Origin of the sequence: Oceanicella actignis, assembly GCF_900111545.1 — a bacterium.
Taxonomy (GTDB): Bacteria; Pseudomonadota; Alphaproteobacteria; order Rhodobacterales; family Rhodobacteraceae; genus Oceanicella; species Oceanicella actignis.
In genome coordinates this window covers 1-26,664 of record NZ_FOHL01000010.1, presented here as the reverse complement: position 1 = coordinate 26,664, position 26,664 = coordinate 1, and the positions used below count along the sequence as shown (strand labels likewise).

At 72.5% G+C, this 26,664-nt stretch carries 27 protein-coding genes; 11 read left to right on the top strand and 16 right to left on the bottom strand.

From position 1 onward, the window contains the following. Positions 1-74 precede the first annotated feature (74 nt). Positions 75-1,262, top strand: a complete 1,188-nt coding sequence (locus tag BMW67_RS13590) for a DUF6456 domain-containing protein (RefSeq protein WP_245728536.1) — start codon at positions 75-77, stop codon at positions 1,260-1,262. Between the two features lie 119 nt (positions 1,263-1,381). Continuing rightward, a complete protein-coding gene (locus BMW67_RS13585; RefSeq protein ID WP_072748219.1) occupies positions 1,382-2,020 on the top strand; it encodes a hypothetical protein in 639 nt (212 codons plus the stop codon). A gap of 131 nt (positions 2,021-2,151) precedes the next feature. Here the strand turns inward: BMW67_RS13585 and BMW67_RS13580 are convergent, their stop codons facing one another. From BMW67_RS13580 to BMW67_RS15770, 5 genes are all read right to left on the bottom strand, one after another. After that, positions 2,152-2,664, bottom strand: coding sequence for a CarD family transcriptional regulator (locus BMW67_RS13580; RefSeq protein WP_072748218.1), 513 nt, complete (start codon positions 2,662-2,664; stop codon positions 2,152-2,154). Between the two features lie 255 nt (positions 2,665-2,919). After that, positions 2,920-3,258, bottom strand: coding sequence for a ferredoxin FdxA (gene fdxA / locus BMW67_RS13575; RefSeq protein ID WP_072748217.1), 339 nt, complete (start codon positions 3,256-3,258; stop codon positions 2,920-2,922). Positions 3,259-3,332: 74 nt separating this feature from the next. Beyond that, positions 3,333-3,752, bottom strand: a complete 420-nt coding sequence (locus BMW67_RS13570) for an RNA-binding S4 domain-containing protein (RefSeq protein ID WP_072748216.1) — start codon at positions 3,750-3,752, stop codon at positions 3,333-3,335. A 4-nt stretch (positions 3,753-3,756) separates the two neighbouring features. Next, positions 3,757-6,780, bottom strand: coding sequence for a helicase-related protein (locus tag BMW67_RS13565; RefSeq protein ID WP_072748215.1), 3,024 nt, complete (start codon positions 6,778-6,780; stop codon positions 3,757-3,759). An 89-nt stretch (positions 6,781-6,869) separates the two neighbouring features. Continuing rightward, a complete protein-coding gene (locus tag BMW67_RS15770; protein ID WP_091764266.1) occupies positions 6,870-7,661 on the bottom strand; it encodes a tetratricopeptide repeat protein in 792 nt (263 codons plus the stop codon). 83 nt (positions 7,662-7,744) lie between these two features. Between BMW67_RS15770 and BMW67_RS13555 the strand changes: the two genes are divergently transcribed. Both BMW67_RS13555 and BMW67_RS13550 read left to right on the top strand, forming a co-directional pair. Next, entirely contained in the window at positions 7,745-8,035 is a 291-nt protein-coding gene (locus BMW67_RS13555) for an SCP2 sterol-binding domain-containing protein (protein WP_072748214.1), read from the top strand. Then, on the top strand, positions 8,035-8,979 hold the full coding sequence (locus BMW67_RS13550; RefSeq protein ID WP_072748213.1) for an alpha/beta fold hydrolase: 945 nt from the start codon (positions 8,035-8,037) through the stop codon (positions 8,977-8,979). The genes BMW67_RS13555 and BMW67_RS13550 overlap by 1 nt, the downstream gene beginning before the upstream one ends. 91 nt (positions 8,980-9,070) lie before the next feature. Here the strand turns inward: BMW67_RS13550 and BMW67_RS13545 are convergent, their stop codons facing one another. The 4 genes from BMW67_RS13545 to BMW67_RS13530 form a co-directional block, all read right to left on the bottom strand. Further along, positions 9,071-9,910, bottom strand: coding sequence for an inositol monophosphatase family protein (locus BMW67_RS13545; protein ID WP_072748212.1), 840 nt, complete (start codon positions 9,908-9,910; stop codon positions 9,071-9,073). A gap of 724 nt (positions 9,911-10,634) precedes the next feature. Further along, positions 10,635-11,012 carry a helix-turn-helix domain-containing protein gene (locus tag BMW67_RS13540; RefSeq protein WP_072748211.1) on the bottom strand — a complete coding sequence of 126 codons (378 nt, stop codon included), beginning with the start codon at positions 11,010-11,012 and terminating at the stop codon, positions 10,635-10,637. A 277-nt stretch (positions 11,013-11,289) separates the two neighbouring features. Continuing rightward, entirely contained in the window at positions 11,290-13,116 is a 1,827-nt protein-coding gene (gene typA, locus BMW67_RS13535) for a translational GTPase TypA (protein WP_072748210.1), read from the bottom strand. A gap of 608 nt (positions 13,117-13,724) precedes the next feature. Next, entirely contained in the window at positions 13,725-14,783 is a 1,059-nt protein-coding gene (locus BMW67_RS13530; protein ID WP_072748209.1) for a DUF2332 domain-containing protein, read from the bottom strand. A gap of 117 nt (positions 14,784-14,900) precedes the next feature. Between BMW67_RS13530 and BMW67_RS13525 the strand changes: the two genes are divergently transcribed. Next, the gene (locus tag BMW67_RS13525; RefSeq protein WP_072748208.1) at positions 14,901-15,860 is read left to right on the top strand and encodes an NADPH:quinone oxidoreductase family protein; all 960 of its coding nucleotides are present in this window, start codon (positions 14,901-14,903) and stop codon (positions 15,858-15,860) included. 322 nt (positions 15,861-16,182) lie between these two features. On the opposite strand, the gene BMW67_RS13520 is transcribed toward BMW67_RS13525, so the two are convergent. Further along, positions 16,183-17,064 carry a LysR family transcriptional regulator gene (locus tag BMW67_RS13520; protein ID WP_072748207.1) on the bottom strand — a complete coding sequence of 294 codons (882 nt, stop codon included), beginning with the start codon at positions 17,062-17,064 and terminating at the stop codon, positions 16,183-16,185. Between the two features lie 123 nt (positions 17,065-17,187). Between BMW67_RS13520 and BMW67_RS13515 the strand changes: the two genes are divergently transcribed. Further along, positions 17,188-17,418: a hypothetical protein gene (locus tag BMW67_RS13515; protein ID WP_091764264.1), complete on the top strand. Its 231-nt coding sequence runs from the start codon at positions 17,188-17,190 to the stop codon at positions 17,416-17,418. Positions 17,419-17,434: 16 nt separating this feature from the next. Here BMW67_RS13515 and thpR read toward each other — a convergent pair whose 3' ends face one another. Further along, positions 17,435-18,019, bottom strand: coding sequence for an RNA 2',3'-cyclic phosphodiesterase (gene thpR / locus BMW67_RS13510; RefSeq protein ID WP_177174514.1), 585 nt, complete (start codon positions 18,017-18,019; stop codon positions 17,435-17,437). A gap of 141 nt (positions 18,020-18,160) precedes the next feature. Here thpR and BMW67_RS13505 point away from each other — a divergent pair, with 141 nt between their 5' ends. Further along, positions 18,161-18,880, top strand: a complete 720-nt coding sequence (locus BMW67_RS13505) for a Bax inhibitor-1/YccA family protein (protein WP_072748206.1) — start codon at positions 18,161-18,163, stop codon at positions 18,878-18,880. A gap of 151 nt (positions 18,881-19,031) precedes the next feature. On the opposite strand, the gene BMW67_RS13500 is transcribed toward BMW67_RS13505, so the two are convergent. Next, the gene (locus tag BMW67_RS13500; protein ID WP_072748205.1) at positions 19,032-19,616 is read right to left on the bottom strand and encodes a hypothetical protein; all 585 of its coding nucleotides are present in this window, start codon (positions 19,614-19,616) and stop codon (positions 19,032-19,034) included. Continuing rightward, positions 19,613-20,221: a YqhA family protein gene (locus BMW67_RS13495; RefSeq protein WP_083581553.1), complete on the bottom strand. Its 609-nt coding sequence runs from the start codon at positions 20,219-20,221 to the stop codon at positions 19,613-19,615. Before BMW67_RS13495 ends, BMW67_RS13500 begins: the two co-directional genes overlap by 4 nt. 170 nt (positions 20,222-20,391) lie before the next feature. Here BMW67_RS13495 and BMW67_RS13490 point away from each other — a divergent pair, with 170 nt between their 5' ends. The 4 genes from BMW67_RS13490 to BMW67_RS13475 all read left to right on the top strand — a co-directional run bounded on the left by BMW67_RS13490 (position 20,392) and on the right by BMW67_RS13475 (position 23,731). Beyond that, a complete protein-coding gene (locus tag BMW67_RS13490; RefSeq protein WP_072748204.1) occupies positions 20,392-21,132 on the top strand; it encodes an FkbM family methyltransferase in 741 nt (246 codons plus the stop codon). Between the two features lie 88 nt (positions 21,133-21,220). Next, complete coding sequence (locus tag BMW67_RS13485) at positions 21,221-22,150, top strand: calcium-binding protein (RefSeq protein WP_072748203.1); 930 nt, start codon at positions 21,221-21,223, stop codon at positions 22,148-22,150. Between the two features lie 129 nt (positions 22,151-22,279). Next, entirely contained in the window at positions 22,280-23,194 is a 915-nt protein-coding gene (locus tag BMW67_RS13480) for a calcium-binding protein (RefSeq protein ID WP_072748202.1), read from the top strand. Between the two features lie 105 nt (positions 23,195-23,299). Then, positions 23,300-23,731, top strand: a complete 432-nt coding sequence (locus BMW67_RS13475) for a c-type cytochrome (protein ID WP_072748201.1) — start codon at positions 23,300-23,302, stop codon at positions 23,729-23,731. A gap of 288 nt (positions 23,732-24,019) precedes the next feature. Here BMW67_RS13475 and BMW67_RS13470 read toward each other — a convergent pair whose 3' ends face one another. The 3 genes from BMW67_RS13470 to BMW67_RS13460 all read right to left on the bottom strand — a co-directional run. Further along, the gene (locus BMW67_RS13470) at positions 24,020-25,327 is read right to left on the bottom strand and encodes a 3-hydroxyacyl-CoA dehydrogenase NAD-binding domain-containing protein (protein WP_083581549.1); all 1,308 of its coding nucleotides are present in this window, start codon (positions 25,325-25,327) and stop codon (positions 24,020-24,022) included. After that, complete coding sequence (gene bcoG, locus BMW67_RS13465; RefSeq protein ID WP_072748200.1) at positions 25,324-26,232, bottom strand: 3-dehydrocarnitine:acetyl-CoA trimethylamine transferase BcoG; 909 nt, start codon at positions 26,230-26,232, stop codon at positions 25,324-25,326. Before bcoG ends, BMW67_RS13470 begins: the two co-directional genes overlap by 4 nt. A 60-nt stretch (positions 26,233-26,292) precedes the next feature. Further along, a partial coding sequence (locus tag BMW67_RS13460) for an FAD binding domain-containing protein (RefSeq protein ID WP_425433842.1) occupies positions 26,293-26,664 on the bottom strand: 372 nt, incomplete at its 5' end.

The following is a 26,664-nucleotide window of genomic DNA, read 5'->3' as shown; positions in this document are numbered from 1 at the left end:
TGCGACTTAACTCAATGTTCATAATTCAACCATAGCTTGAAAATTGCCTAAAGTTCCCCGAAAAGGCGAAAAAAATGACGCGCATCGCAGACCAGCTCGAACAGTGCCGCCGCGCCGCCATGTCGGTCCTGCACGCCGACGCCGACGATCGGCGCGTGACCGACGCCGCCCTCTACCTGGCGCATGTGGTTCTGGGCGTCTCGATGCGGGGGCTTGCGGCGCAGCAGGACTGCCAACCCTCAACCATCATGCGCGCCGTCCGGCGCGTGGAGCAGCGCCGGGACGATCCGCTTGCGGACGCCCTGCTCGAGGACGCCTCGGCCTGGCTTCGCGCGCATGCCTCAGCGCATGATTCGTCCATGGAGACCGCGTTGACCCATTCTCGCCCCTCCCGTCCCGCCGTCGGCGCCCCTGGCGACAAGGAGATCGTCCGCGAGGCCAAGCGCATCCTGCGCCGTCTGTGCGAGCCCGGCGCCTTCCTCGCCCTTGCCCGGGGCGCCGAAACCGCCTGCGTGTTCCGCAAGGGCAAGGACGGGCTCGTCACCCTGGCGCGCCTGTCCGTCGCCTACGCCAAGGCCTTCGCCGCGCGCGAGTGGATCGTGGCCACCACCTCGAGCCCCAACATGGCCTGCTACGAGATCAGCGCCGTCGGCCGCGCCTGGCTCAAGCGCATCATCGCCGAAGAGGGCGAAAGGCGCCGTCGCGGCGCCGAGGCGCGCGAGATGGCCGAGGCCGCCTCGCCCTTCGCGCGCCAGCACGCCGTCGAGGGCGAGCGCCTGTTTCCCGAGAACGGCGAATCGGTGCGCCGCCGCGTCAATCTCGGCGAAACCCCGCTGGGCTGGCTGGCCAAGCGCAAGGGACCGGACGGCAAGCCCTTCCTGACCTCGGCCGAGGTCGCCGCCGGCGAGAAGCTGCGCGAGGATTTCGAGCTGGCCCAGCTTGGCCCGCGCGTGGCGCAGGACTGGACGCGCCTGCTGGCGCCGGTGGACGAGGGCGGCGTGTCGCGCCTTCGCGGACCTTCCGAGGGGCCGATGGGCGCGCGCGAGCGCCTGGCCCGCGCGCTCGAAGCGCTGGGGCCGGGGCTGAACGACGTGGCGCTGCGCGCGTGCTGCTTCCTCGAGGGGCTCGAGGCGACCGAGCGGCGCATGGGCTGGTCGGCGCGCTCGGGCAAGGTGGTGCTCAAGATCGCCCTGACGCGCCTGGCCGAGCATTACGGCTATGCCGGCGCCGAAAAGGGGCGCAAGCTGCGCAAGGCGGTCTGAGGCGCGGGGCCGGCGACGCGGCGGGCGTCGCGTCGCCGGCGCATCCGATGTTGCAATGCACAATGCGCACGCGTATCTTGCGTGCAATGCAACATGGATTTGATCCTCAGGAGTGCGCCATGACCTTCGATGCGCCCTTCGGCGTCTCTCTGACCAAGAGGGATGACGAGACCGCCCTCGAATACGTCCTCAGCTTTTCGCCCATGGCCCCGTTCTTCGGCGTTCCCTGGCGGTTCGGCGCCATGTGGAGCCTGACCCTGGCGCCCGGCCAGACGCCCTTCGCCAGGGCGGCTGAAGAGAAGGCCGCCGATGAGGCAGTCGAGGATGCCGTGATCGTGGCCGAGCCGGCCGAACCGGCCGCCCGCGACGAGGCCGCGCCTGTCGAGGCCCCGCGCGAGGAGGCGGCCCGCGACCAGGCCGCTTGCGACGACGCCCCGCGCCCCGAAGCCCCGCGCGACGATGCGCAGCCCGCCGCCGCGCCCGCCGCGCCGCCTGCCGCGGACCCCGAGGGCGCGCCCGAAGCCGACCTGTTCGGCGTCGTCGCAGCCCAGGGCAAGCCCGCCGACGATCTGAAGCGAATCAAGGGCATCGGCCCGAAACTTCAGGAAGAGCTTGCGGCGCTGGGCATCCGCACCTTCGCCCAGCTGGGCGCGCTGGACGAAGAAGGCCTTGCGCAGCTCAACGCGCGCCTGACCGCGGTGCGCGGTCTGCGCCCTGAGGCGATCGAAGAGGCGCGCCGGCTGGCCGCCGAAGGCTGAGCCTGGGCCGCGCGGCGGGCCGCGCGCCGACTCGGCCGCCCACGGCCATGAAAAGGGCGCGGCCCCCGCGGCCATGCGAAAAGGGCCTGCCGCTTGCGTGGCAGGCCCTTCGCGTTGCGCTCGGAGCGCGCTCAGGCGGCGCGCTGGGTCAGCATCTCGTCCACGCGCGCGGCGGCGGCGGCTTCGTCGATCGCCTGGACGGCCGCCAGCTCGCGCGTCAGCCGCTCGAGCGCGGCTTCGTAAAGCTGGCGCTCGGAATAGGACTGATCGGGCTGATCCTCGGCGCGATGCAGGTCGCGCACCACCTCGGCGATCGAGATCAGATCGCCCGAGTTGATCTTCTGCTCGTATTCCTGCGCGCGGCGCGACCACATGGCGCGCTTGACGCGGGCGCGGCCCTTGAGGGTCTCGAGCGCGCGCTCGACGATGTCGGGCGAGCTGAGCGTGCGCATGCCGATCGAGCCGGCCTTCGCGGTGGGGACGCGAAGCGTCATCTTGTCCTTCTCGAACGAGATGACGAACAGTTCGAGCTTCATGCCCGCGACTTCCTGCTCCTCGATGCTGACGATCTTGCCGACGCCATGGGCGGGGTAGACGACGTAATCGTTGGGGCGGAATTCGGGCTTCTTGGCGGTTTTGCTCATCTGCGATCGCTATCCTTTTTGGTCGCATGCCGGATGCGGGGAAGGGGAGGAAGGCCCTTCCGACGCGCGAGGGAGTCACTCGCGCGCCAAGCACGCCGTCCCGCCGGGAAGGACCCCGACGGGGGCGCATGCGTTTCGTGCTGTGACAATCTTATAACACAAAATCCACCCGATTCCCATACCCTGCGCGCCCGCGCCGATTCGCGCGGGGGCGGGGCTTGCGCCGCATGGGCGCGCGGGCGGATGCGTCGGGCGTCAGTCGCCGACGCCGGGCTTCTCGGAGAAATACTTCTCGAGCTTGCCGGGCTCGCCGTCATATTTCTCGGCGTCGGGATAGGGGTCGCGCTTGGTGACGATGTTGGGCCAGAGCTCGGCGTATTTGCGGTTGAACTCGACCCATTTCTCCATGCCCGGCTCGGTGTCGGGCGAGATCGCCTCGGCCGGGCATTCGGGCTCGCACACGCCGCAGTCGATGCACTCGTCGGGATGGATCACCAGCATGTTCTCGCCGACGTAGAAACAATCGACGGGGCAGACCTCGACGCAGTCGGTATAGACGCACCGGATGCAGTTCTCGGTCACGACATAGGTCATCGCTGGGATCCTCGTCAGGCTGCGGGTTCGGTCAGGGGGTTCTATGCCCGGGCGCAAGGGGTTTCAAGGGGCGCTCAGTCGTTCAGCGGGCCGCGGCCGCGCAGGCGGTCGAGCGCGCGGCGCTCGCGCCCGGTCGGCCGGCCGGCGCCGGGATCGCGGGCGGGCGGGGCGCCGGCGGGCTCCTCGCGCGCGGGGCGGGGCGGGGACAGGTCCTCGTAGAGCAGCCGCGCCTCGGGCGCCGGGCCGCGCCGCGCGCCCAGCGCCAGGACCCGCAGGACAAGAACGCGCTCGCCCAGAGCGGCGGTCAGCACGTCGCCGGGGCGCACCAGCGCGGCGGGGCGGGCGATTCGGGCGCCGTTGATGCGCAGACCCGTCTGCCCGACGAAGCGCGCGGCCAGGGTGCGGGTGCGGAAGATGCGCGCATGCCAGAGCCACTTGTCCACGCGCAGACCCGCCCGCGCGTCCTCGTCGGGCGCTGCGGGCGGGCGCGCCATGGCGTCAGATCTTGTCCTTCAGCGCCAGAAGGGCGGCGAAGGGGCTGTCGGGATCGACCGGCTTGTCCTGGCGGGGCGGGCGCGCGGCGAACTGGCGCGGCGCCTCGTCGCGCGGGGCGCCCTTGCCCTTGGGCTTGGGCTTGCCGCGCGGCTTGCCCTTGGGCCTGGCGTCGTCGCGCCCCTTGCCGCCTTCGGCCGCGCGGCGGCCCTGAGCGGGGCGCGCGCCCTCGGCGCGGCGGCCTCGGCCGCCTTCGCGGCGCGGGCGCGGGGCCCAGGTGAAGACGTAGTAGGTCTGCATCTCGACCTGGGTCGGGGCGTCCTCGGCCGGGGCATCGGTCCCATCCGTCGCCTCGGCCTCGGCCTCGGGCGCCGGCGCTTCGCTCTTCGCCTCGGCTGCGGGGGCGGCGGAATCCGGCGCCGTCTGCGGGGCGTCGGCCGCCGACTCGGGCGCCTCGGACGCCTCGGCCTGGGCGGGCGCCTGGGCGGCCTGCGCGTCGGCGCCTTGCGCGTCGGGCGTTTCCGCCGCGGGGGCTTCTGCGGCGGGGGCTTCGGCCGCCTCCTGCGTCGCGGCGCTCTCGGCCGCGCCGTCGGCCGCCTTCGGGGCGCGGGCGGGGGCGGGCTTGGGCCGCTCGCGCTTCTCGGCCTTGTAGCCGAGGCCTTCCATCAGCTCGGCGAACTGATCGAGCGTGCAGCCGGTGATCGAGAGCATGTCGGCGGTCGCCTCGAAGCCGGCGCGCGCGTCGAGGGCGCGGATCATGTCGGCGAGGCGCTCGAGCATGTCAATGCGGATGGCGCGCGATCCGGCCAGGCGATACCCCGCGCGGGGGTAGAAATCGTCGGGCAGGCCGGGCTGGGCCGGGATCGTCACAAGGCCCGGCGGCGGCGCGGGAGCGAATTCCTCGTGCTCTTCCCACAGCCCCCACAGGATCAGCCGCAGGCGCGTGGGCGCGGGCTTGAGCAACGCGGGCATGAAGACCGTGTGCTGGCCGAAGCGCACGCCGTGCTTGCGCAGCTGGGCGCGCCCCTCCTGGTCCAGGCTCTTGACGTCCTGGGCGATGCGCGGGCGCGGGATGACGCCCAGCGCCTCGACGAGCTGGAAGGCTACGCCGCGCGCAAGGCCGGTCAGGGCCTCGTCGTCGCGCATCTTGACGAGCGGCTCGAACAGCGCGTTGACGCGGCGGTTGATCCAGTGGGTCAGCCGGCGCTCGACCTTCAGGCGCACGTCGTCGCCGGCCATCTCGTCGACGAAGGCTGCCACCCCCGGCGAGAGCGGATCGGCGCCCTTGACCAGCCGGCCCACCGCGTGCTCGCCCCACATCAGCCCGCCCTGTTCGGTCAGGTCGATCTCGGTGTCGGGCGCGTTGTAGAAGCGATCGGCCCGGCGCGAGAACTCGGATTGCAGCGCCTGGTTCGAGGCCGCGCGCAGGGTCCGCGCCTCGTCGCCGCGCGCCTCGGGGTCGGGGGTGAAGCGGAACCCGTCGAGACGGCCCAGCGCATGCCCCTCGGCCGTCACCTCACCCTTGTCGTTCACTTCAGCCACCAGGCTCTCCTTCTGCTTCAACCGCCGCATCAGAACCGATGTGCGGCGGTCGACGAATCTTTGCGTCAGCCGCGCGTGCAGCGCGTCGGACAGACGGTCCTCGACCTCGCGCGCCGTCTCGCGCCAGCGCGCCGCGTCCTCGACCCAGCCGCGCCGGTTGGCGACGTAGGTCCAGGTGCGGATGTAGGCCAGGCGCCGCGACAGCGCGTCGATGTCGCCATCGGCGCGGTCCACCGACCTGACCCGGCTTTCCATCCAGTCGGAGGATATACAAGCCTTGTCCGATGCGAGGAACCGGTAAATTCGCGCCGCCAGGCGCGCGTGCTCGGCCTCGGAGGTCTTGCGGAAGTCGGGCAGCTGGCACACCTCCCACAGAAGCCGCACCATGGCCGGGCCGCGCGCCATGTCGCGGATCTGCGGATCCTCCCACAGAAGGCGCAGCGTGCGCAGGTCGTCCGCCTCGCGCGCGCGGGTCAGGCCGGGCAGCTCGGGCGCGCGCTCGAGCGCGGCCAAAAGCGCCGGGACCGAGCCGAAATCCAGCCGCGAGTTGCGCCAGTTCAGCCGCCGCACCGGCGCGAATCGGTGCGATTCGATGGCCTCGACCAGCTCGGGCTCGAGCGGGGCGGCCTCGGCCGTGACGCCGAAGCTGCCGTCGTTCACATGCCGCCCCGCGCGCCCGGCGATCTGCGCCAGCTCGGGCGCGGTCAGCTGGCGGTGGCGCGCGCCGTCGAACTTGCTCAGCCCGGCGAAGGCGACGTGGCCCAGGTCCAGGTTCAGCCCCATGCCGATGGCGTCGGTGGCGACCAGGTGCTCGACGTCGCCGTTCTGATACAGCGCCACCTGCGCGTTGCGCGTGCGCGGGCTCAGCGCGCCCAGCACCACCGCCACGCCGCCCTTCTGGCGGCGCATCAGCTCGGCGATGGCGTAGACGCTCTCGGCCGAGAAGGCCACCACCGCCGAGCGCGGCGGCAGGCGGCTGAGCTTGCGCGCGCCCGCATAGCTCAGCCGCGAGAAGCGCTCGCGGCGCAGGAAGCGCGCGCGCGGGATCAGCTCGCGGATGCGCTCGCGCATGGTCTCCGAGCCCAGGAACAGCGTCTCGCGCATGCCGCGCGCGTTGAGCAGCCGGTCGGTGAAGATGTGGCCCCGGTCCGGGTCGGCGCACAGCTGGATCTCGTCCACCGCCAGGAAATCGTGCCCCTGGCCGACGGGCATCGCCTCGACCGTGCAGATCCAGTAGCGCGCGCGCGGCGGCACGATCTTCTCCTCGCCCGTCAGCAGCGCCGCCGCCGAGGGGCCGCGCAGCGCCACGACGCGGTCGTAGACCTCGCGCGCCAGAAGGCGCAGCGGCAGGCCGATGACGCCGCTCTCATGGCCCAGCATGCGTTCGATGGCGTAGTGGGTCTTGCCGGTGTTCGTCGGGCCGAGCACCGCCGTCACGGTCGAATCGCGCGGATGTCCGATCGGGGCGCGGGCGGCGTCCTGGGCCATGGAGCGGTCCTTTCGCTGTCTGCGCTGCGGCGGCGCCGCCGGGGGCCTGATCGCGCCCCGCGCGGGCGCGTGTCAAGCCCCGCCGGCGGTCAGAGGGCCAGGCCCTCGACCTGCGGCGCAAGGCGCCGGGCGGCTTCGCGGATGTCGGGCTGGGCGGGGTTGACGGCGAGCGAGGCGCGATAGGCGGCCAGCGCCTCGGGCAGGCGCCCGATCTGCTCGAGCGTCGCGCCAAGGCCCGCCAGCGCGCCCCAGTGGCGCGGCTCGAGCGCCAGCGCGCGCTCGAGGTCCGCCAGCGCGAGGCCGGGCCGGTCCAGCGCGAACCAGGCCGCGGCGCGGCTGTGCCAGGCCTCGGCGAAGTCGGGGGCGATCTCGACCAGCGCCGACAGATGCTCGGCGGCGCGGTCGGGCGCGCCGGACTCCAGCGCCCTGCGTCCGCGCAGCAGCAGCAGATCCGCCGTGTCCGAGCCCGAGCGCGACCACATCCGCGCCACGCGGCGGGCGATTCGCGCGGCCTCCTCCTCGGGAGCGGCGGCCATGCGGTCGAGCAGCGCCTGCGCCTGGGCGCGCGCCGCCGCCTGCCGTTCGGCCGGAGAGGGGGGCGGGGGAAAGGGCGCGGCGGGCGCGCTCAAGGCGGGCGGCGCGGCCCGGGGCGCATCGGGCGCGGCGGCGTCCTGCGCGCGCGCGCCCGTCGCGCAGACGGCCGCCGGCGCGCAGACAAGCGCCGCCGCCAGCGCCCGCGCCAGACGCGCCCGGCCGCGCCCCGGCGGGCGGGCCGCGGGGCCGGGGCGCGCGCCGGCATGCGCGCCGGCATGCGCATCGGTCTGCGCTTGCGGGCGCGCGGGATGACCTGGGTGACGCAGGGTGTCGCTTTGCTTCCTCATCGCAGGTGATAGTTTAGCGCCATGGAGCGCGAAAGCGAGAGCCGGGCGCGGTGTCCGGCGGTAAGGCTCCGGGAGAATTGACCATGAGCGACACTCTGAACGCCGCCGTCGCGGCGCTGCGCGAAAAGCTGGGCGACGGCAGCTTCGACGGTTCCGTCAAGTTCGAGATCGAGGGCGAGGGCGCCGTGCGCATCGAGGGCGGCGAGGTGAGCATCGACGACTCGGACGCCGACTGCACCATCCGCGCCGACGCCGAGACCTTCAAGGCCATGGTTTCGGGCGATCTCAATCCCACCTCGGCCTTCATGGCGGGCAAGCTGTCGGTGGACGGCGACATGTCCAAGGCCATGGCGCTGGGTTCGGTGCTGGGCTGATGGCCGAGGCGGCGCCTTTCTTCGCCGATCTGGCCCAGGCGCCGCCCCCCTTGCGCTGCGAGCGCATCGAATCGGCCGGCGCGCGGCTGCGCGCCGCCTATTGGCGCGGAAACGGGCGCGGCCTGGCGCTGGTGCTGCATGGGCGCACCGAGTATCTCGAGAAATACGGCCGCGTCATCGCCCGCCTGCTCGGGGCCGGGTTCTCGGTCGCCAGCGCCGACTGGCGCGGGCAGGGGCTGTCCGAGCGCACGCCCGGCGTGGGGATGCTGGGCGACGTGGCCCATTTCGACCTGTATCAGCGCGACCTCGCCGCCCTGCTGGCCTGGGCGCCCGTGGCCGCCGACCGCGCGCCGCGCTTCGCGCTGGCCCATTCGATGGGCGGCGCGGTGGCCATGCGCGCGATCATGCGCGGGGCGCTCGCGCCGCGCGCGGCGATCTTCAGCGCGCCCATGTGGGGCTTGAATCTGAGCCTGCCGGCGGCCCTCGCCGGGCGGCTGATGGCCGCGGCGGCGGTGCGGCTGGGGCTGGGGCTGGCGCCGGCGCCCGGTCAGGACCCCGACACGCCCTATGTCCTGCGCGAGCCCTTCGAGGGCAACGTGCTGACCTCGTGCCCCGAGCACTACGAATGGATGCGCGCCCATCTGCGCGCCCGGCCCGAGCTGGGCGTGACCGCGCCGACCATGCGCTGGGCGCATGCGGCCTTTCGCGAGATGGCCTTCATCCGCCGCGCGCCGGTCCCCGACACGCCTTTCCTGGCGCTGCTCGGTTCCGAGGAAAAGGTCGTCTCGCCCGAGGCGGTCGAATTGTGCGTCGAGCGCAGCGGCGCCCGGATCGAGCGTCTGAACGGCGCCCGGCACGAAGTGCTGATGGAGCCGTTCGACCGCGCGCCGGGCCTGCACGCCTGGCACGCCATGCAGGCGTTCCTGAACGCGGCGGGGTTCTGAGCGCCCGGCGCCTCGGCGTCCGCGCGGGCGGGGGCGAGCGGCCATCGGGTTCCTCGCGCGGGCGCCCGCGCGAGGGCAGGGCCGGGCGCGTTCAGAGCGCGGCCTGCATCAGCGCCAGCGCCGCGCGATGCAGCTCGGGCGTGGCCGCGGCCAGGACCCGTCCCTCGGCGCCCGGGGCGTCGTCGCCGCGCCAGCCGCTGACCGTCGCGCCCGCGCCGCGCAGCACCGGGACCAGCGCCTGCACGTCGTAAGGCTTGAGCCCCGCCTCGATCACCAGATCCACATGCCCCGCCGCCAGAAGGGCATAGGCCATGCAGTCGAGCCCGTAGCGCGTCAGCCGCGCCTTGTCGCGCACCGCCTCGAAGGCTGCGCGCTCGGCGGGGGTTCCGACCTCGGGAAAGGTGGTGCAAAGCCGCGCGCGGGCCAGATCCCGCACCCCCGAGACGGCCAGCGCGCGCGTCGCGCCTTCGGCGCCGCGGCGATGCCAGGTGCGCGCGCCATCGCCCCAGAAGCGTTCGTCCACATAGGGCTGGTCGATCACCCCCAGCGCCGGCGCGCCGTTCTCTTCGAGCGCGACGAGCACGCCCCAGCTGGCCGCCCCGATCACATAGGCGCGCGTGCCGTCGATGGGGTCGAGCACCCAGCGCCGGCTCGAGGCGCCCGCCGCCGCGCCGTGCTCTTCGCCCAGTATGCCGTCGCGCGGGCGCAGGCGGGCCAGAAGCTGGCGCATGGCGGTTTCGGCCTCGCGGTCGGCGGCGGTGACGGGGTCGTAGGCGCCGCCGCCCGACTTGTCGTCGGCGGCCAGGTCCGGCGCGCGGAAATGCCTCAGCGCCGGCCCGCGCGCCGCGTCGGCCAGAAGATGCGCGACGGCGAGGTCGCTTTCGGGGTCGGTCTCGGGCGGAAGATAGGGCGAAAGGGGCGATCGAGGCATGGCGCGGCTCCTGGGCGGGGTGGGCCAAGCCATAGCCCGAGCGCGCGGCGCTCACAATGGCCCGGCGCGGCGGTTCCGCCGGGCGGGGGCGGCGATGAGCGAGGGGCAGGCCCGGCGGCTCGGGGGCCGTCGCCCCGCGCGAGGCCTGGCGCGCGGGGGGGCAGGGCGAGGCCGGGCGGCGCCGTCCCGGCCCGGCGGGTCCGCTGCCGCGGGCGGTGGGGGCGACATGCGGCGGCATCCGGCGCGGCCGTCGGCGCGGCGCGAGTGCAAGCGGGCGCGCGGGGGCGCAGGGGCGCATCCTTCGGGCGGCGCCCTCCGACCTGTCCGGGCGTTGCTCGGCGCGCGTCGCGGACGGGGCCCGCCCGGTGGTCGGGCGCGGTGGTCGCGCGTGGCGGTCGGGCGTGGCGGTCGCGTGTGGTGGTCGGGCGTGGGGCGGTCTGGCCTCATGCCTTGCGGGCCGGCGGGCGATGGCCGGATAGGATGGCGAAAGAGAGCCGGGAAGCGGGGCTGACGGAGCCGAGGCCCGAGCGCGGACCCGCCCGCCTGCCGATCGACGCCGGCGCGGGCCGCGCGGATCGGATCGGGGCGGGGTCGGGGCGTCGTCGGGCGTCGTCGGGGCGCGGTCGGGCCGCGCCGGGGCCGCCGGGCGCAGGGCGTCGGCGCCGTGGGGCGCGCCTTCGCGCGCTTCCGGCCCCGGCGCCGTCCCTGCGTCCGGCCCGGCCGGTCAGGCGGCGTCCGACAGCACGCGGGCCAGGTCGAACAGGCGGCGGCGCTGCTCTTCGGGGATGGCGTAGTAGGAGCGCACCAGCTCGAGCGCCTCCTTGTCGGCCAGCAGGTCGCCGCGGGTCTGCGCCGCGGTCTGGGCGGGCGCCGCGGCCTCGCCTTCCTCGAGCCCTTCGAAGAAGAAGCTGACCGGAACCCCGAGCGCGCGGGCGATGTCCCACAGCCGCGAAGCGCTGATGCGGTTCATGCCGGTCTCGTATTTCTGGATCTGCTGGAACTTGATGCCGACCTTCTCGCCAAGCTGCTGCTGGGTCATGCCCACCATCCAGCGGCGATGGCGCACGCGCTTGCCGACATGCACGTCAACGGGGTGTTTCATATGCTCACGCTCCCTGCGTTCAAGGCGAAGACTGCGGCCTGTGCGGCCTGCGCCGAGTATGTTGCAATCATCGTGCCAACTTTCGCGATTGCCCGCAATGCGCGCATTTTTTCGCGTTTCGGATCGTGCCTGCGCGCAACTGGCGGGTGTTCGACGGCCGCGCCTCATTGCTTGTGCGATCTCTATCCTGAACACGAAATACGCCGGAGCATTGTAGCCCCGGCGCAAAATGCAATCCAGAGAGGATTTTGCAAAATGCAATGCGAAATGCGAAAGTTCAGCCCGCGGCCTGCTCGCTTCTCGCGTGACGCTTGCGCTCATGCGGGTCCAGGTGCCTTTTGCGCAGCCGAATGGCGTTCGGCGTGACCTCGACCAGCTCGTCGTTCTCGATATAGGCGATCGCCTCTTCCAGCGTCAGGCGCTTGGGCGGGGTCAGCGTCACCGCCTCGTCTTTGCCCGAGGCGCGAATGTTGGTCAGCTTCTTCCCCTTGAGCGGGTTCACCTCGAGATCGCCGCCGCGCGAGTGCTCGCCGATGATCATGCCCTGATAGACGGCCTCGCCCGGGCCGATGAAAAGCCGCCCGCGATCCTCGAGGTTGAACAGCGCATAGGCCACGCTTTCGCCCTGCTCCATCGAGATCAGAACCCCGTTGCGCCGCCCGGGGATCGGCCCCTTGTAGGGCGCCCAGGAGTGGAACACCCGGTTCAGGACGCCGGTGCCGCGCGTGTCGGTCAGGAACTCGCCGTGATAGCCGATCAGCCCGCGCGAGGGCGCAAGGAAGACGATGCGCGTCTTGCCGCCGCCCGAGGGGCGCATCTCGGTCATCTCGGCCTTGCGCTGGGACAGCTTCTCGACCACCGCGCCGGCGAATTCCTCGTCCACGTCCACGGTGACCTCCTCGATCGGCTCGAGGCGCACGCCATTCTCTTCGCGCAGGATCACCCGCGGGCGCGAGACCGACAGCTCGAAGCCCTCGCGGCGCATGGTCTCGATCAGCACGCCCATCTGCAGCTCGCCGCGGCCGGCCACCTCGAAGGCGTCGCGGTCGGCGGTGTCCGAGACGCGGATGGCCACGTTGCGCTCGGCCTCCTTCATCAGCCGCTCGCGGATCACGCGCGACTGCACCTTGTCGCCGTCGCGCCCGGCCAGGGGGCTGTCGTTGATGCCGAAGGTGACCGAGATGGTCGGCGGATCGATGGGCTGGGCGGGCAGGGCGCGCATGATCTCGGGCGCGCAGATGGTGTCGGCCACCGTCGCCTTCGACATGCCGGCAAGGGCCACGATGTCGCCGGCCTCGGCGCGCTCGACCGGCTGGCGCGAGAGGCCGCGGAAGGCCAGGATCTTGGAGACGCGGAAGCGTTCGAGCTCGACCCCGTCGCGGCTCAGCGCCTTGACCTGCGCGCCCGGCGCGAGCGCGCCGCTCTCGATGCGGCCGGTCAGCAGGCGGCCGAGGAAGGGGTCGGCCTCGAGCGTGGTGGCCAGCATGGCGAAGGGCTCGTGCGCGCGCGCGGCCTGCGCGGGGGCGGGCACATGCGACAGGATCAGGTCGAAGAGCGCCGTCAGATCCTTGCGCGGGCCGTCCAGCGTCGGATCCGCCCAGCCCGCGCGCCCCGAGGCGTAGAGCATGGGAAAGTCGAGCTGATGTTCGTCGGCGTCGAGCGCGGCGAACAGGTCGAACACCTGGTCGTGCACGCGGTCGGGGTCGGCGTCGGGCTTGTCGACCTTGTTGACCACCACGATCGGCCGCAGCCCCAGGCGCAGCGCCTTGGAGAGCACGAACTTGGTCTGCGGCATCGGCCCCTCGGCCGCGTCCACCAGCAGCACCACGCCGTCGACCATGGACAGGATGCGCTCGACCTCGCCGCCGAAATCGGCGTGGCCGGGCGTGTCGACGATGTTGATGCGCGCGCCCTTCCACTCGACCGAGGTGCACTTGGCCAGGATGGTGATGCCGCGCTCGCGCTCGAGATCGTTCGAGTCCATGGCGCGCTCGGCGGTGGCCTGGTTCTCGCGGAAGGCTCCTGACTGCCTGAGCAGCTCGTCCACGAGGGTGGTCTTGCCATGATCGACATGGGCGATGATGGCGATGTTGCGAAGGTCCATGGATGCGCCTTTGAAAGAGCGCGCGCCCGGGCGGCCGTCGCCGGCCCGGCCGCGCCGCCGTCTGATGGAGTTGCCCCGGCATATGGCCCAAATGCTGCGTCGCGGCAAGGGCTGCCTTGCGCGGCCGGCGCGATCGCGCACGCCCGGCGGCGAGGATGCGGGCGTGCGGAAATGCGGCGCGGGTCGGGGGCTGCACGGCGCAACGCGCGCGCATGCGCCGGCCACACCCTTTTGCGCACGCGCGGCATGCCTTTTCTCGCCGCTCTTCCCCTCGCGCGCGGGCATGCCGGCCATCAACGCCGCCGCGGACGAGATGATCGACCGCTCCTCCCCTGGCGCGCGGGCATGCCGCTTGGCGTGGCGGGCGGAGCGGGGCGCCCCTTTGCGCGCCGCGCGGGGATGCCGGTTGGCATCGGCGCCGGGAGGCGGCGGCGCCAGGCTTTCCGCCCCGCGCGCGGGATGCGGCGCTGGCCGGCCCCTCACGCCGGCGAATGGCCTTGCCTTGTCCGCGCGCCGCCATGCCTTGGGCCGTCATGGACAAGCCGTCGCTCCGGCGCCCCGTCCCACGCGACCCCGTCCCGCGCGACCTCGTCCCACGCGCCCCCGTGCTACGCGCCCCCTTCCCACGCGACCCAGCGGCCGTGAAAATCCGCGCGCCCGAGCACGCGGCTGCGCCCGTCCGGCCATACGCGCAGCGTCAGCGCCGCCGAGCCCGGAACGTCGTCCGGCTCCATGCGCAGCCAGGCCAGCGGCGCATCGGGCGCGGCGCGCGCGCCGGCGCGGGCCATGGCGGCGCGGATGCGCGCCCGGCTGTCGGGCGGCAGGTAGGGCCAGACGATGCTGTGCATGACCACGCGCGCGCGTCCCGGCGCGGGCGGCGCGTTCAGCCGCGCGTCAAGCCACGCGGCCGCCTCGCCTTTCTCGACCCGCCAGGGCTGCGCGGCGGCGAAGTCCAGCGCCGCCTCGGCGCGCGCCAGCCGCTCGGCCTGGTCGGGCCAGACATAGGCCAGCAGCCGCTCGCGATCCTCGGGCCGGGCCGGATCGGCGGGGCGCAGATCGACGCCCGCCCGCGCGGCGATCTCGAGCGGCGCGTCCAGCGGCGGGGGCGGTCCCCGCCATGCGCATGACAGGCGCACCGGCGCGCGCGCGTCGCCCCAGGCGCCGGCCTCGCCCAGCTCGTGCCGATAAAGGTCGAAGGCCATGTTCAACCCCGCCGAGGCGCCGAGCTCGAGGATCTCGAGCGGCATGCGCAGCTGCGCGGCAAGGTGCAGCGCGCCGCCCAGGAGCGCCGAGGCGCGGGCCGTCTCGTTCGTTTGCGGCGGGCTGTCGAGCCAGGGCAGCAGCCGCGCGTCATGCGCGCGGATCGCCCGCGCCGCCGCCGCGATCGGGTCCGCGCGCAGCCGCGGCGGCCAGGCTTCGGTCAGCTCGGGCGCGGCGCCCGAACGCGCCAGGGCGTGCAGCGCGCCGCACACGCGCAGCGCCAGCGCGTCCTTCCACGGGTCGCCGGGCCAGCGCAGGACGCGCGCCCCGAAGGCGGCGTCGGCGGGCAGGGCCTCGGGCAGCGCGGCGCACAGGCGCGCGGTGAAGTCCGAGCCCAGCGCCGCGCAGGCCTCGGCCTGGCGCGCGAAGGCCTCGGCGACTGCGGGCAGGGGGGCGGGTGCGGGCATTGCGGGCTCTTGCGGCGGACATCCGAGCGCGGCGCCCCTGGCATGGCGGCCGGGGGCATGGCGGCGCGGGCTTCATCATGGCATGAAATCGGGCGAAACGGAATCGGAGGAGGCCCCATGCGCGCCATGCGCATCCACGAACCCGGCGCAAGGCTGCGCCTTGACGACGTGCCCGCGCCCGAGCCCGGACCGGGCCAGGTGCGCATCCGCGTCGCGGCCTGCGGCGTGAACTTCGCCGACACGCTGATGACCCAGGGAAAGTATCAGCTGCGCCCCGAGCCGCCCTTCGCCCCGGGCGGCGAGGTCTGCGGCGTGGTCGAGGCGCTGGGCCCGGGCGTCGAGCGCCCCGCCCTTGGCGCGCGCGTGGCCGCCGCCTGCGGCTGGGGCGGCTTCGCCGAGGCGGTCCTGGCCCCCGCGGCCGCCTGCGTCGAGGTCCCCGACGCCATCCCCTCGGACGAGGCCGCGGCCTTCCTGGTCGCCTACGGCACCTCGCACATGGCGCTGGACTGGAAGGCGGGGCTGCGCGCGGGCGAGACGCTGCTGGTTCTGGGCGCGGCGGGCGGGGTCGGCCTGACGGCGGTCGAGGTCGGCAAGCTGATGGGCGCGCGCGTGATCGCCTGCGCCTCGGGCCCCGAGAAGCTGGCGCTGGCGCGCTCGCGCGGCGCCGATCACCTGATCGATTCCAGCGCCGAGGACATCCGCGAGGCGACGCTGGCGCTGGGCGGCGCGGACGTGGTCTACGATCCCGTCGGCGGCGAGCAGTTCCGCGCCGCCATGCGCGCCTGCCGCCCCGACGGGCGCCTTCTGCCGATCGGCTTCGCTTCGGGCGAGGTTCCGCAGATCCCGGCCAACATCCTGCTGGTCAAGAACCTGACCGTGATCGGCTTCTGGTGGGGCGCCTATCCGAAGCTGCGCCCCGAGCGCGTGGCGCGCTCGGCGCGGCAGCTGATCGCGTGGCGGCTCGAAGGGCGGCTGCGCCCCCATGTCTCGGACCGCCTGCCGCTCGAGCAGGCGAACGAGGCGCTGGACCTGCTGCGCACGCGCCGCGCGATGGGCAAGGTGGTGCTGATCCCCTGAGGCGCCTCCTGCGCGGCGCCCCGTCTTGCGCCCCGCCCCGCGTTCCGCCCGGCATCGGCCCGGCGCCGCGTCTTGCCTCCGGCCGGCGCGGGGGCCGCAAGGGGCGGCCGGGGGCGCCGGGCCGCCGATCGGGGCGACGTCCTGCGCGCCGCGGCCCCCGGCGGGCGGCGACGGCCGCGCGAGCTGGCCGGACCGCGCCGCGGGCGCGGGGTCATGAATGCGCCGCGGGCGCGGGGTTGGTTATGCGTGCGCGGCGGGCGCGGGGGCATGAATGCGCCGCGGGCGCGGGGTTGGTTATGACTGCGCCGCCGGCGCGGGGCGCTCACTCGGCCGCGGCCATGGCCGGGCCGGGGCGGGCGGCGTAGGCCTCGCGCACGATCTGGGCGACGCGGCCGGTCAGGCTGTCGCGCGCGGCGGGCGAAAGATACAGGTTGATCAGCGTCTCGGGCAGGTCGGGCAGGGCGCCGCCGTGGCGGATCTCTTCGAAATACGGGGGGATGTTGTCGCTCACCGCCGCATGCACCGCCAGATCGGCCGACACGGTCGCCTCGATGGTGCGGGTGCTGTCCGAGGTCACGGCCATCTCCCACTCGATCCCGGCCGCGTCCAGCGCCGCCTGCACGGGCGCGCGGAAGATGCAGTTGTTCTCGAACGCCAGACGCAGCGGCCGCGCCCGCCAGGCCGCGCCGCCCGGCGCGCCGACCCATACCAGCGCCGAGCGCGCCAGCGTCTCGCCTCCCGGCCCGCAGGCGCCCTCGGTGGTCAGGATGATGTCGGCCTTGCCGCGCGCCAGCAGCTCGCGCAGGCGGCGCGTGTAGGACGAGACCAGCGTCACCTTGGCCCGCGGATACTCGCGCGCGATGCGCTGAAGCGCCGCCGGCAGCGAGGGATAGACGATGTCCGAGGGCACGCCCAGCACCACCTCGCCCTCATAGGCCTGGCCGGTCAGGCGGCCCCACGCCTCGTCGTTGAGCGCCACCATGCGCCGCGCGTAGGACAGCAGCAGCTCGCCCTGTCCGGTCAGCGTCACGCCGCGCCCCGAACGATCGAGCAGCGGCTGGCCCACGCTTTCCTCGAGCCGCTTGATCTGCATCGAGACGGCCGATTGCGTCAGGTTCAGCCGCGCGGCGGCGCGCGTCACGCCCCCCGCGTCGACGACGGCGACGAAGCTGCGCAGGGCGGTCAGGTCAAGATTGCGGCGCATATCTCATTCCGTGATGAAAGGGGTCACCAACATTCGTTTGGCAAATATACGCGGCGCGCGCTACGAAATCAATCACGGTGATGCGACAGCAGTGAGCATCACAATTGTTGATGGAGAAGATCAATGATCCGCACCGCAGACCGCGCTTCCATGCTCGCCGCTCCGGGGTTCTCGCTTTCGCGCGGCATGCGCGCCGCCCTCGGCCGCGCCGCGCTCATGCTGCGCCTGGCGGCCGAGCGCCGCGCGCTGGCGCGGCTCGACGCCTCCCGGCTGGCCGATCTGGGCATCGACCCTGAGGCCGCCCGCGCCGAAGCCGCCCGCCCCTTCTGGGACGCTCCGGCCGGGCGCGCCTGAGGCGCGCCGCGCGGCGTCAGCCCTCGTCTTCGCCGAGCGCCTCGCCCCCATGCGCGGGCGGGGACAGGGCGAAGCGGGCCATCTCGTCATATCGCGCGCCGGCCGCGCTCAGCGTCGAGCGCATCAGGCTGAACGCCGCGACGCGGAAAGGCGGCAGCCGCAGCCCCGCCGATTGCGCCAGAAAGCGCGCCAGCCCCGGCCCCGCCGGGCGCGAGGCCGAAAACCGCGCCAGCGTCAGATGCGGCACGAAACGCTCCTGCGCCAGCGGCGCGCCGATCGCGGCCGCGGCCGAGCGCGCCGCCGCCCGCAGCCGCCGCAGCGCCGGATCGGGCCGCGCGAGCGCATGCACCGAGCGCGGGCGCGCGGGCGGGCCGAACGCGCCCAGCCCCTCGATGCGCAGATCGAAGGCGGGCAGGGCGCGCCCGTCCAGATCAAGCGCCAGCTCCTCGAGCTCGGCCGGGCGCCGGTCGCCCAGAAAGGCCAGCGTCAGGTGCATGTTGGCCGCCGGCACGGGGCGCCCCTCGCCGATGCGCTCGGCCAGCTCGGCCAGGGTCTGCGCCGTCTCGGGCGGGGGCGTCAGGGCCAGGAACGCGCGGATCATTTCGGCCTCTCCTTTCGCCGCGGCCCCTTGAAGATCGGGGGGCGCGCGACAATATACATGCATGGGCGCCTTGCGCCCGCAGCAAACGCAACACGCAGCGCAGTTCAACAACGCCTCAACGAACCGAACAGGGTGAGACGCATGAGCAACTATCAGACCGTCGCGCGCAGCCGCGCCGCGGCGGCCATCGACGAAGGCCTTCGCGCCTACATGAACCGTGTCTACGGCCTCATGGCTGCGGCCATGGCGATCACGGGCGTCGTGGCCTACGTCATCGGCACCTCGCCGACGCTTCTGGCCGCGATCTACGGCGGGCCGCAGAAATACGTCGTGATGTTCGCGCCTCTGCTGGTGGTCTTCGCCTTCGGCGCGGCGATCAACCGCATGAGCCAGGCGACGGCGCAGCTCGTCTTCTGGGGGTTCGCGGCGCTGATGGGCGCGTCGATGTCCTTCATCTTCGCGGTCTATACCGGCGTGTCGATCGCGCAGACCTTCTTCGTGACCGCGATCGCCTTCGGCGGGCTCAGCCTTTACGGCTACGTCACCAAGCGCGACCTGAGCGGCTTCGGGACGTTCCTGGTGATGGGCGTGATCGGGCTGATCGTGGCCTCGATCGTGAACATCTTCCTGGTCTCGTCGGCGCTGCAGTTCGCCATCTCGGTGGTGGGCGTGCTGATCTTCGCCGGGCTGACGGCCTATGACACCCAGCAGATCAAGAACGAGTATCTGGGCATGTCGCAGATGGGCGCCGAGGGCGAGGCCGTGATGGGCAAGGCCTCGATCATGGGCGCGCTGCGGCTCTATCTGGACTTCATCAACATGTTCATGTTCCTGCTGCACTTCCTCGGCAATCGCGAGTGAACCGCGGTCAGGCGGAACGGCCGCCAGGGGCCGGAGCGGCGACGCTCCGGCCCCTTTCGCTTGGTCGCCCGCCGCCGCGCAAGGCGCGTTCGCGGGGGCTTTCGGGGGGGCGTTCGGTGGCGCGCGCGCCGACCGGCGGCGCAAGGCCCGCTCAGCCGCCCGCGCTCTCCAGCCCGGCGTTGTTGGCGCGGATCGCGCGCAGCACCGCCTCGGGATCCTCGTCCACGAAGCGGCCCAGAAGATCGCGGCGCATCCACCAGGTCAGCTCGGCCGCGGCGCGCATGATGCGGTCCTGCTCGTCATCCGAGATGTCGCCGTCGCGCACCGCCCGCTCGAGCCGGTTCAGCACCTCGCCGAAATGGCGGATGACGTCGCCGTCGGCCACCATCGCCAGCTTGTGATTGAGCACGCGCAGCTCGGCCAGCGCCTCTTCCTCGAGGCGGCCCTTCTCGACGATCTCGCCCAGATGCTCGATCAGCGCGAAATACACTCCCGACTTGCGGTCGAGCAGCAGAACCTGCCCCTCCTTGCGCAGCTCGAGCTCGGTCTGCCGGTTGATGAGCGCGGCGGTGATCAGAACCGTCGCCACCGCGCCGATGAAGACCAGCAGCAGCTCCTGGCTGAAGGGGAAGCTGTCCGAGGCGTTGAAGAGGAAGCGAAAGGTCAGATACGCCGCCGCGCAGGTCAGCAGCACAAGCAACAGCTGCGCGGCCGCGCGCGGGTGCGGGGGGGTCAATGCCCGCGCTCCGAGTCGCGATGCGCGCCCGGCAGCGCATGGCTGTGCGAGACGTAAAGCGCCACCCCGATCAGCGCCACCGCCCCGGCGAAGGTCAAGAGGTCGAGCGGCGTGGTCAGCTTCATGTCGAGACCGCTTTCGAACAGCTTCACGATCAGGATCATCACCACGACCTTGCCCAGCCGCGACTTCAGATCGTCCAGATCGCGGATCACCAGCACCTTGGAATAGAAGCGCGAGCCGCGCGCGGGATCGAGCGGGCTGATGAAGAGCTCGTAAAGCCCGAGCGCGAAGATCAGCAGCACCGTCGCCAGAAGGAACCCGTCCACCACCTCGACCACATGGGTGATCGTCTCGGCGCGCAGCTCGGCGCGCTCGGCGGCCAGCTTGGCCGGGTCGCCATAGCTCAGGACGTGATGGAACAGCATCCCGGCATCGACGATGGTGATGTAATACATGGCGATCGAGGCCGCGAGGCTGGCCAGCACCGCAAGAAAGGTCAGCAGCCGCGCGCTCCACAGGCCGTGCTCGACGGCCAGCTCGATGCGGCGTGAGAGCGTGTCGGGGCGCTCGGCGGGGCGCGAGGGCTGGTGCGGCGCGTCCATGGCGGGTCTCCTGTGCGTCGTGCCGCGCGGGGCCCGGTGGGCTGCGGGGCGGTTGTCTGCGGCCCGTTCGGGCATAGCGCGCCGGGGCCGGCGGACGCAAGGCCGGGGCTGGACGGCGCCCGCCCGGCTGCGCCATGCTGCGCGCGCGCCCAAGGCGCGAGGGAGGAGAGATGAAGGCGCTTCAGGATCTGTTCGCGCGCGCCGAGCGCGCCTGCGCCCGCCTTCAGGGCAAGGGCTGGGGCACGGCCACCGCCGCGGCCGAGGTCGCCGCCGCGCGCCGCCTGCTGGGCGGGCGAACGGCGCGGCTGTGCGTGGATGTTGGCGGCAATGCGGGCGAATACGCCGCCGCGCTGCTGCGCGCCTTTCCCGAGGCCCGGGTCGAGGTGTTCGAGCCCGCGGCGGTCAACGTCGCCGCCCTTGGCGCGCGCTTCGCGGACGAGCCGCGCCTGCGCGTGCACCCCTTCGCCCTTGGCGCGCGCGAGGGCGAGGCGACCCTGCACGCCGACCGGCCCGGCTCGGGGCTGGGCAGCCTGACGCGCCGCGGCCTTGATCATGCGCGCCTGCGCTTCACCCATGAAGAGCCCGTGCGCGTCATGCGCTTCGAGCGCTTCTGGATCGAGGAGCTGGGGCGCGCGCCGATGGATCTGGTCAAGCTGGACGTCGAGGGGCACGAGCTGGACGCGCTCGAGGGCTTCGGCGCGGCGCTGGACGCGGCGCGGCTGGTGCAGTTCGAGTTCGGCGGCTGCAACATCGACACGCGCACATGGTTTCGCGATTTCTGGCGGCTGTTCGACGCGCGCGGCTTCGATCTGTTCCGCATCACGCCCTTCGGCCCGGTCCCCGTGCCGCGCTATCGCGAAAGCTGCGAGGCCTTCGTCACCACCAACTACCTGGCGCGCCGCCGCGGATGAACGCGCCTTGATCCGAAGCGGCGCGCGGCGTTAACCTTGGGTCATCGAGGGCGCGCGGCGCCCGGACATGCCCAAGGACGGGGGGCGCATGGCCACGCTGAACTATTACGGTCCCAACGGCCGCATCCTGAGCGACGCCTACACGGCATGGCCCCGCGGCTTCGCCGAGATCGAGACCCTTTCGGCAAGCGAGACGCGGATCATCGCGCGCAACCCCGCGACCGAGGTGCGCATCGTCCTCAAGGGAACCGGCTTCGCCTATGATGCGCAGGACGGCACGCTGATCGACGGAACCATCCACGAGGTGGCGCTGCGCCAGAACGGGCAGCTTCAGGCCAGGATCGTCAAGCTGGACTGGGACGCGGCCGCCTTCGGCCCCGCCTTGGCCGACGCCGTCGCCACGGGCCGCGACGCGGGGCAGATCGACCCGTTCATCGAGCAGCAGCCCTGGACGGTGGACGCGCGCGACGCCAGGGGGCCGGCCTCGGGCGTGACCTTCGGCCAGATCGCCGAGACGCGGCCAGTTGTGTTCAAGGGCAGCCCCTTCGCCGACGATCTGAGCGCCGGCGCGGCCTCGGACCGGCTGTTCGGCAAGGGCGGCGCCGACACGCTGCGCGGCGGGGCGCGCGCCGACAAGGTCTATGGCGGCGGCGGCGACGACACGCTTTACGGCGAGGACGGGCGCGACCTGATCCTGGGCGGCGCGGGCATCGACTGGATCAGCGGCGGCAGGGGCTCCGACCGCATCCGCGGCGGCGAGGGCGACGACCGCATGTTCGGCGACGCCGGGCGCGACGTGTTCATTTTCGCCGGCCGCGGATATGAGGGCAACGACCTCATCTTCGACTTCGAGAGCGGCCGCGATCACATCCGCATCGGCGCCGGCCTGCGCTTCGAGGATCTGACCATCGCGGGCGACGCGACGCAGACCGTCATCTCCCTCGAGACCGGCACGACCGTGACCTTGCAGGGCGTGGACGTGAACGACATCGACGCGGGCGATTTCATCTTCGTCTGAACGGCGCCTGCGCGGTCTGGCCGGCGCGACGCATGGATGATTGATTCAGATCAATGAGGCCGAACGCGCGGCGATTCATGCTGCGCATTGCAACCGGCCGCGCGAAGCGGCGCAGGAGGAGCGAAGAGGATGGCGAAGATCACCTATTTCGGACCGGACCGGTTCTGGTTCGACCGCGGTTTTTTCGATGGCGACGGTTTCGCCGCGGACATGGAGGTCCGATCGTCCAGCGCGACCAAGGTCGTCGCCGTCAATCTCGCGACGCATGCGCGGGTGATCGCGTTGGGGACCGGCTTCAGCCTCGATCCCGTCACGGACGAGCCAACCGGCGGAACGATCACCTCCATGACCTTCAAGGAGAACGGGATTCAGGCCCAGATCACCGGGATTTCGCTCGATTTGCCGACCTTCGTGGCCGCGCTCGACGCCGTCAATTCGCCTGACGACACGGGGCAGCTCGATGCGCTGTTCGCGCAATACGCCTGGACGATCGACGCCACCAAGGCGGTCGCGGGGGTGTTCCATCTTGAAGCGGTATCGCCCCTCAAGCCGGTCACGCTCAAGGGCAGCGCGTATGACGACCTCGTGCAGGGCGGCGATGCGGCCGACAAGATGGTCGGCAACGGAGGGGCCGACGCCCTTGCCGGCGGCGGGGGCAATGACAAGCTCTTCGGCGGCGCCGGCGCCGACATGCTGGACGGCGGGCGCGGCCAGGATCTGGCGGTCGGCGGCGGCGGGCGCGACATGCTGGGGGGCGGGCGCGGCGCCGACAGGCTCAATGGCGGTCGCGGGGACGATTTTCTTGACGGCGGACTGGGCGCGGACCTGTTCATCTTCAACGGCCGCGCCAACGAGGGATCCGACGTCATCGCCGATTTCGACGATGGATTCGATCGGATCCGCATCGCGGGCGCGAGCTTCGACGATCTGACCATCGCGAATGGCGAGGATGGCGCGGTGGTGACGCTCGCATCGGGGACCGAGATCACGCTTCTCGATGTTGGCGCCGCATCGCTGGATGCGTCGGACTTCATCTTCGTGTGAGCCCCGGCGGCCGTTTTCGCTTGACCTTCCAGCGGCTGGATGGCGCAGCCTGCCCTCGCTCCGCCCCCTCGGGCGGAGCGTTCAGGCCATTGCGCAGGGGGGTTCATGAGGCTCATTCCAGCCGCGCTCGCCGCCGCGCTTGTCGGCGGAGTCGTCATCTGGCAGGCGTCGGGCCCAAGCGACGAGGGCTCGGCCGCCAAGGCTGAGGTCGAAGGCGCGCCCCTCGCGAAGGTGCGCCTGCCGCAGTCGCCGTCGTCCGAGGCGCAGATGGGCAAGCGAGCCTTCGACGCCCGCTGCGCGACCTGCCATGGAGAGAATGCGGCCGGCCGCGCCGGAATCGCGCCGCCCTTGGTCCATCGGATCTATGCGCCGGGCCACCATGGCGACCTGGCCTTTCTGCTGGCTGCGCAAAATGGTGTGCGGGCGCATCACTGGCCCTTCGGCGACATGCCGCCGGTCGCGGACGTGACGCCGGGCGAAGTGAAGCTGATCGTGCGCTACATTCGCGAGCTGCAGGCCGCGAACGGCATCCGTTGAGCGCGCAAAAGGGGGCTTCCGCCCCCTCCTGGCCTTCGGCCAGTTCACCCCCGAGGATATTTGCGGACAGATGAAGTTGAAAAGAAATGCGCCCGATCCCAAACGGGACCGGGCGACTTCACCTGTCGCGGTCATCGGCGTCCCCGCCTGTACCGCAACCCGATCATGCCGCGAGACGGTTAACGAAACCCTTCTTCATCTGTCCGCAAATATCCACGGGGGATCCCCAAGGGGGCGCGTGCGTCCCCTTGGGCGCGGGGTGCGGGGGCGCGCAGCCCCCGCGCAGCGTCAGCTGCGCTCGCGGACCAGCGTCTGTTCGACCCGCGCAAGAGGGCCGTCCTCGTCGACGATGGCGACGATGGCCTGCAACGCCTCCCCGCTTTGCGGCTCAAGACGGCATCGCGCCGTGACCAGCGCCGCAGGCCGGGGCGCTCGGTTCTGTTCGACGAGGCTCTGCGTCGCCGTCCACCTTTCGGCCGGCGCATCGTCCCATCCGGCCAATGCGGCGCGAAGGGCCTTGGCTGCGATGGCCAGCGGCCAGCCGGGATCCGGCGCGCCGTTCTCTCCCGCCGGGACGCGGAACCGATCCGCCGCCGCCACCGCGCGCATCCTGCCTTCATGCGCCGCGACCAGCTTTCCCGCCCCCCAATCCGCGCGGCGCAGGGCGCGCAGGAACGCCGTCAGATTGGAATCGCGGATGCGTTCGAGCTCGGCGATCGTCCAGCGGCCCGACTGCGCGTCGGATTGCGCGGCGATCAATTCGACCAGGCGCTCGTCGAAAGGCGGCACGTCGGTCAGCCGGGTCCAGGGCAGGGCGAGGCAGGGGCCGAACTGGGCGAGGAAGTGCCTCATCCCCGCCTCGCCCCCCGCGATGCGGTAGGTTTCGAACAGCCCCATCTGCGCCCAGCGAAGGCCGAAGCCCAGACGGATGGCCTCGTCGATCTCTTCGGTGGTGGCGACGCCGTCGCGCACGAGCCAGAGCGCCTCGCGCCAGACGGCTTCGAGCAGGCGGTCGGCGATATGCGCGTCGATCTCCTTGCGCAGGCGCAGCGGGAACATGCCAAGGCCGCGCAGGATTTCCTCCGCCGCGTCCATGAGCGCCGGATCGGTCTGCGCCGATCCCACGGTCTCGACCAGCGGCAGCAGATAGACCGGGTTGAAGGGGTGCGCGACAAGGATCGAACCCGGCGCCCGCGCCCCCCGCTGCAGGTCGCTCGGGGTGAAGCCCGAGGTCGAGGAGCCGAGCGGCGCATCCGGTGCGGCCGCCTGGATGTCGGCGAAGATGCGGCGCTTGAGATCGAGCGATTCGGACACGCTCTCCTGCACGTAATCGGCGCCTTCGACGGCCTCGGCGGTGGAACGCGCAAAGACGACGCGCCCCTCGGGCGGCAGCGGCGCATCGAAGAGCGCGCCCCAGGCGGCCCGCGCATTCTCCATGCAGCGCGCGATGGCGCGCGGGGCGTTCGGGCTCGGGTCATGCACCGCCACGTCCCAGCCGTTCAGCGCAAAGCGCGCCGCCCAGCCGGCGCCGATCACCCCCGCGCCGATGATCGCCGCGCGCCCCGGCGCGGCGCCCGTGGCGGCGGGCGGCGTCACAGCGGATCGCGCCTGGTCAGACCGAGGCGCGCGCGCACCTCGTCCGGGCCGATCACCCGGGCGCCCATGCGCTCGATGATGCCTACCGCGCGCTCGACCAGCTGCGCGTTATCGGCCAGGACCCCGCGCTCGAGCCAGAGATTGTCCTCAAGCCCCACCCGCACATTGCCCCCCGCCAGAACGGCCGCCGCCACATAGGGCATCTGGTGGCGCCCCAGCGCGAAGGCCGACCATGTCCAGCCCGCCGGCACGTTGTTGACCATGGCGAGAAAGGTGTTCAGATCGTCCGGCGCGCCCCAGGGCACGCCCATGCACAGCTGCGCCAGAACCGGCTCGGGGATGGCCCCTTCCTCGACCAGCTGGCGCGCGAACCACAGATGGCCCGTGTCGAAGGCCTCGATCTCGATGCGCACGCCGGCCTCGGTCATGCGGCGGGCCATGTCGCGCAGCATGCCCGGCGTGTTGACCATGACGTAATCGGACTCGGCGAAGTTCATCGTGCCGCAGTCCAGGGTGCAGATCTCGGGCCGGCATTCGAGGATGTGCGCCACGCGCTCGGCCGCCCCCGCCATGTCCGAGCGCGGCGACATGCGGTCCATCGCCTCGGTCCCGTCGAAGAACAGATCGCCGCCCATGCCCGCCGTCAGGTTCAGCACCACGTCGACGTCGGCGGCGCGGATGCGCTCGGTCACCTCGCGGTAAAGCGCCCGGTCGCGCGCGGGCGCGCCGGTGCGCGGGTCGCGCACATGGCAGTGGACCACCGCGGCGCCCGCGCGCGCGGCCGCGATGGCGCTGCGGGCGATCTCTTCGGGCGAGCGCGGCACATGCGGGCTGCGATCCTGCGTCGCCCCCGAGCCGGTGACGGCGCAGGTCACGAAGACCTCTCGTTTCATGGAAAGGGGCATGGAACCTCCGCGGCCTGCGCGATGACGCCGGCGGGATGTTGTCCCGCCGGCGCGTTTGTTTCAGCTTGCGTTCTTGACGGCGCGTCTGGCGAGGACGGCGGCGAGGTGGGCGCGGTATGCCGCGGTTCCGTGGATGTCCTCGATCATGCCGTCCGGGCTGAGGGCGAGGCCGTCGAGGGCCTCGGGGGCGAAGCTGGCGCTCAGGGCCTGTTCGGCCTCGGACCAGCGGAAGACGCCGTTTTCCGATGCGCCGGTGACGGCGACGCGGACATGGTCGTCGTAGCGGGCGACGAAGACGCCGACGAGGGCGAAGCGCGAGGCGGGCTGCTCGAACTTCTGGTAGTCGGCGGCGGCGGGGATGGGGAAGCGGACGCGGGCGATGATCTCGTCCTCTTCGAGGGCGGTGGCGAACATGCCCTCGAAGAAGTCGTC

Coding starts and splice junctions, on each gene's coding strand:
- BMW67_RS13590 (WP_245728536.1), top strand. CDS start 75: ATGACGCGCATCGCAGACCAGCTCGAACAGTGCCGCCGCGCCGCCATG.
- BMW67_RS13585 (WP_072748219.1), top strand. CDS start 1,382: ATGACCTTCGATGCGCCCTTCGGCGTCTCTCTGACCAAGAGGGATGAC.
- BMW67_RS13580 (WP_072748218.1), bottom strand. CDS start 2,664: ATGAGCAAAACCGCCAAGAAGCCCGAATTCCGCCCCAACGATTACGTC.
- fdxA (WP_072748217.1), bottom strand. CDS start 3,258: ATGACCTATGTCGTGACCGAGAACTGCATCCGGTGCGTCTATACCGAC.
- BMW67_RS13570 (WP_072748216.1), bottom strand. CDS start 3,752: ATGGCGCGCCCGCCCGCAGCGCCCGACGAGGACGCGCGGGCGGGTCTG.
- BMW67_RS13565 (WP_072748215.1), bottom strand. CDS start 6,780: ATGGCCCAGGACGCCGCCCGCGCCCCGATCGGACATCCGCGCGATTCG.
- BMW67_RS15770 (WP_091764266.1), bottom strand. CDS start 7,661: ATGAGGAAGCAAAGCGACACCCTGCGTCACCCAGGTCATCCCGCGCGC.
- BMW67_RS13555 (WP_072748214.1), top strand. CDS start 7,745: ATGAGCGACACTCTGAACGCCGCCGTCGCGGCGCTGCGCGAAAAGCTG.
- BMW67_RS13550 (WP_072748213.1), top strand. CDS start 8,035: ATGGCCGAGGCGGCGCCTTTCTTCGCCGATCTGGCCCAGGCGCCGCCC.
- BMW67_RS13545 (WP_072748212.1), bottom strand. CDS start 9,910: ATGCCTCGATCGCCCCTTTCGCCCTATCTTCCGCCCGAGACCGACCCC.
- BMW67_RS13540 (WP_072748211.1), bottom strand. CDS start 11,012: ATGAAACACCCCGTTGACGTGCATGTCGGCAAGCGCGTGCGCCATCGC.
- typA (WP_072748210.1), bottom strand. CDS start 13,116: ATGGACCTTCGCAACATCGCCATCATCGCCCATGTCGATCATGGCAAG.
- BMW67_RS13530 (WP_072748209.1), bottom strand. CDS start 14,783: ATGCCCGCACCCGCCCCCCTGCCCGCAGTCGCCGAGGCCTTCGCGCGC.
- BMW67_RS13525 (WP_072748208.1), top strand. CDS start 14,901: ATGCGCGCCATGCGCATCCACGAACCCGGCGCAAGGCTGCGCCTTGAC.
- BMW67_RS13520 (WP_072748207.1), bottom strand. CDS start 17,064: ATGCGCCGCAATCTTGACCTGACCGCCCTGCGCAGCTTCGTCGCCGTC.
- BMW67_RS13515 (WP_091764264.1), top strand. CDS start 17,188: ATGATCCGCACCGCAGACCGCGCTTCCATGCTCGCCGCTCCGGGGTTC.
- thpR (WP_177174514.1), bottom strand. CDS start 18,019: ATGATCCGCGCGTTCCTGGCCCTGACGCCCCCGCCCGAGACGGCGCAG.
- BMW67_RS13505 (WP_072748206.1), top strand. CDS start 18,161: ATGAGCAACTATCAGACCGTCGCGCGCAGCCGCGCCGCGGCGGCCATC.
- BMW67_RS13495 (WP_083581553.1), bottom strand. CDS start 20,221: ATGGACGCGCCGCACCAGCCCTCGCGCCCCGCCGAGCGCCCCGACACG.
- BMW67_RS13490 (WP_072748204.1), top strand. CDS start 20,392: ATGAAGGCGCTTCAGGATCTGTTCGCGCGCGCCGAGCGCGCCTGCGCC.
- BMW67_RS13485 (WP_072748203.1), top strand. CDS start 21,221: ATGGCCACGCTGAACTATTACGGTCCCAACGGCCGCATCCTGAGCGAC.
- BMW67_RS13480 (WP_072748202.1), top strand. CDS start 22,280: ATGGCGAAGATCACCTATTTCGGACCGGACCGGTTCTGGTTCGACCGC.
- BMW67_RS13475 (WP_072748201.1), top strand. CDS start 23,300: ATGAGGCTCATTCCAGCCGCGCTCGCCGCCGCGCTTGTCGGCGGAGTC.
- bcoG (WP_072748200.1), bottom strand. CDS start 26,232: ATGCCCCTTTCCATGAAACGAGAGGTCTTCGTGACCTGCGCCGTCACC.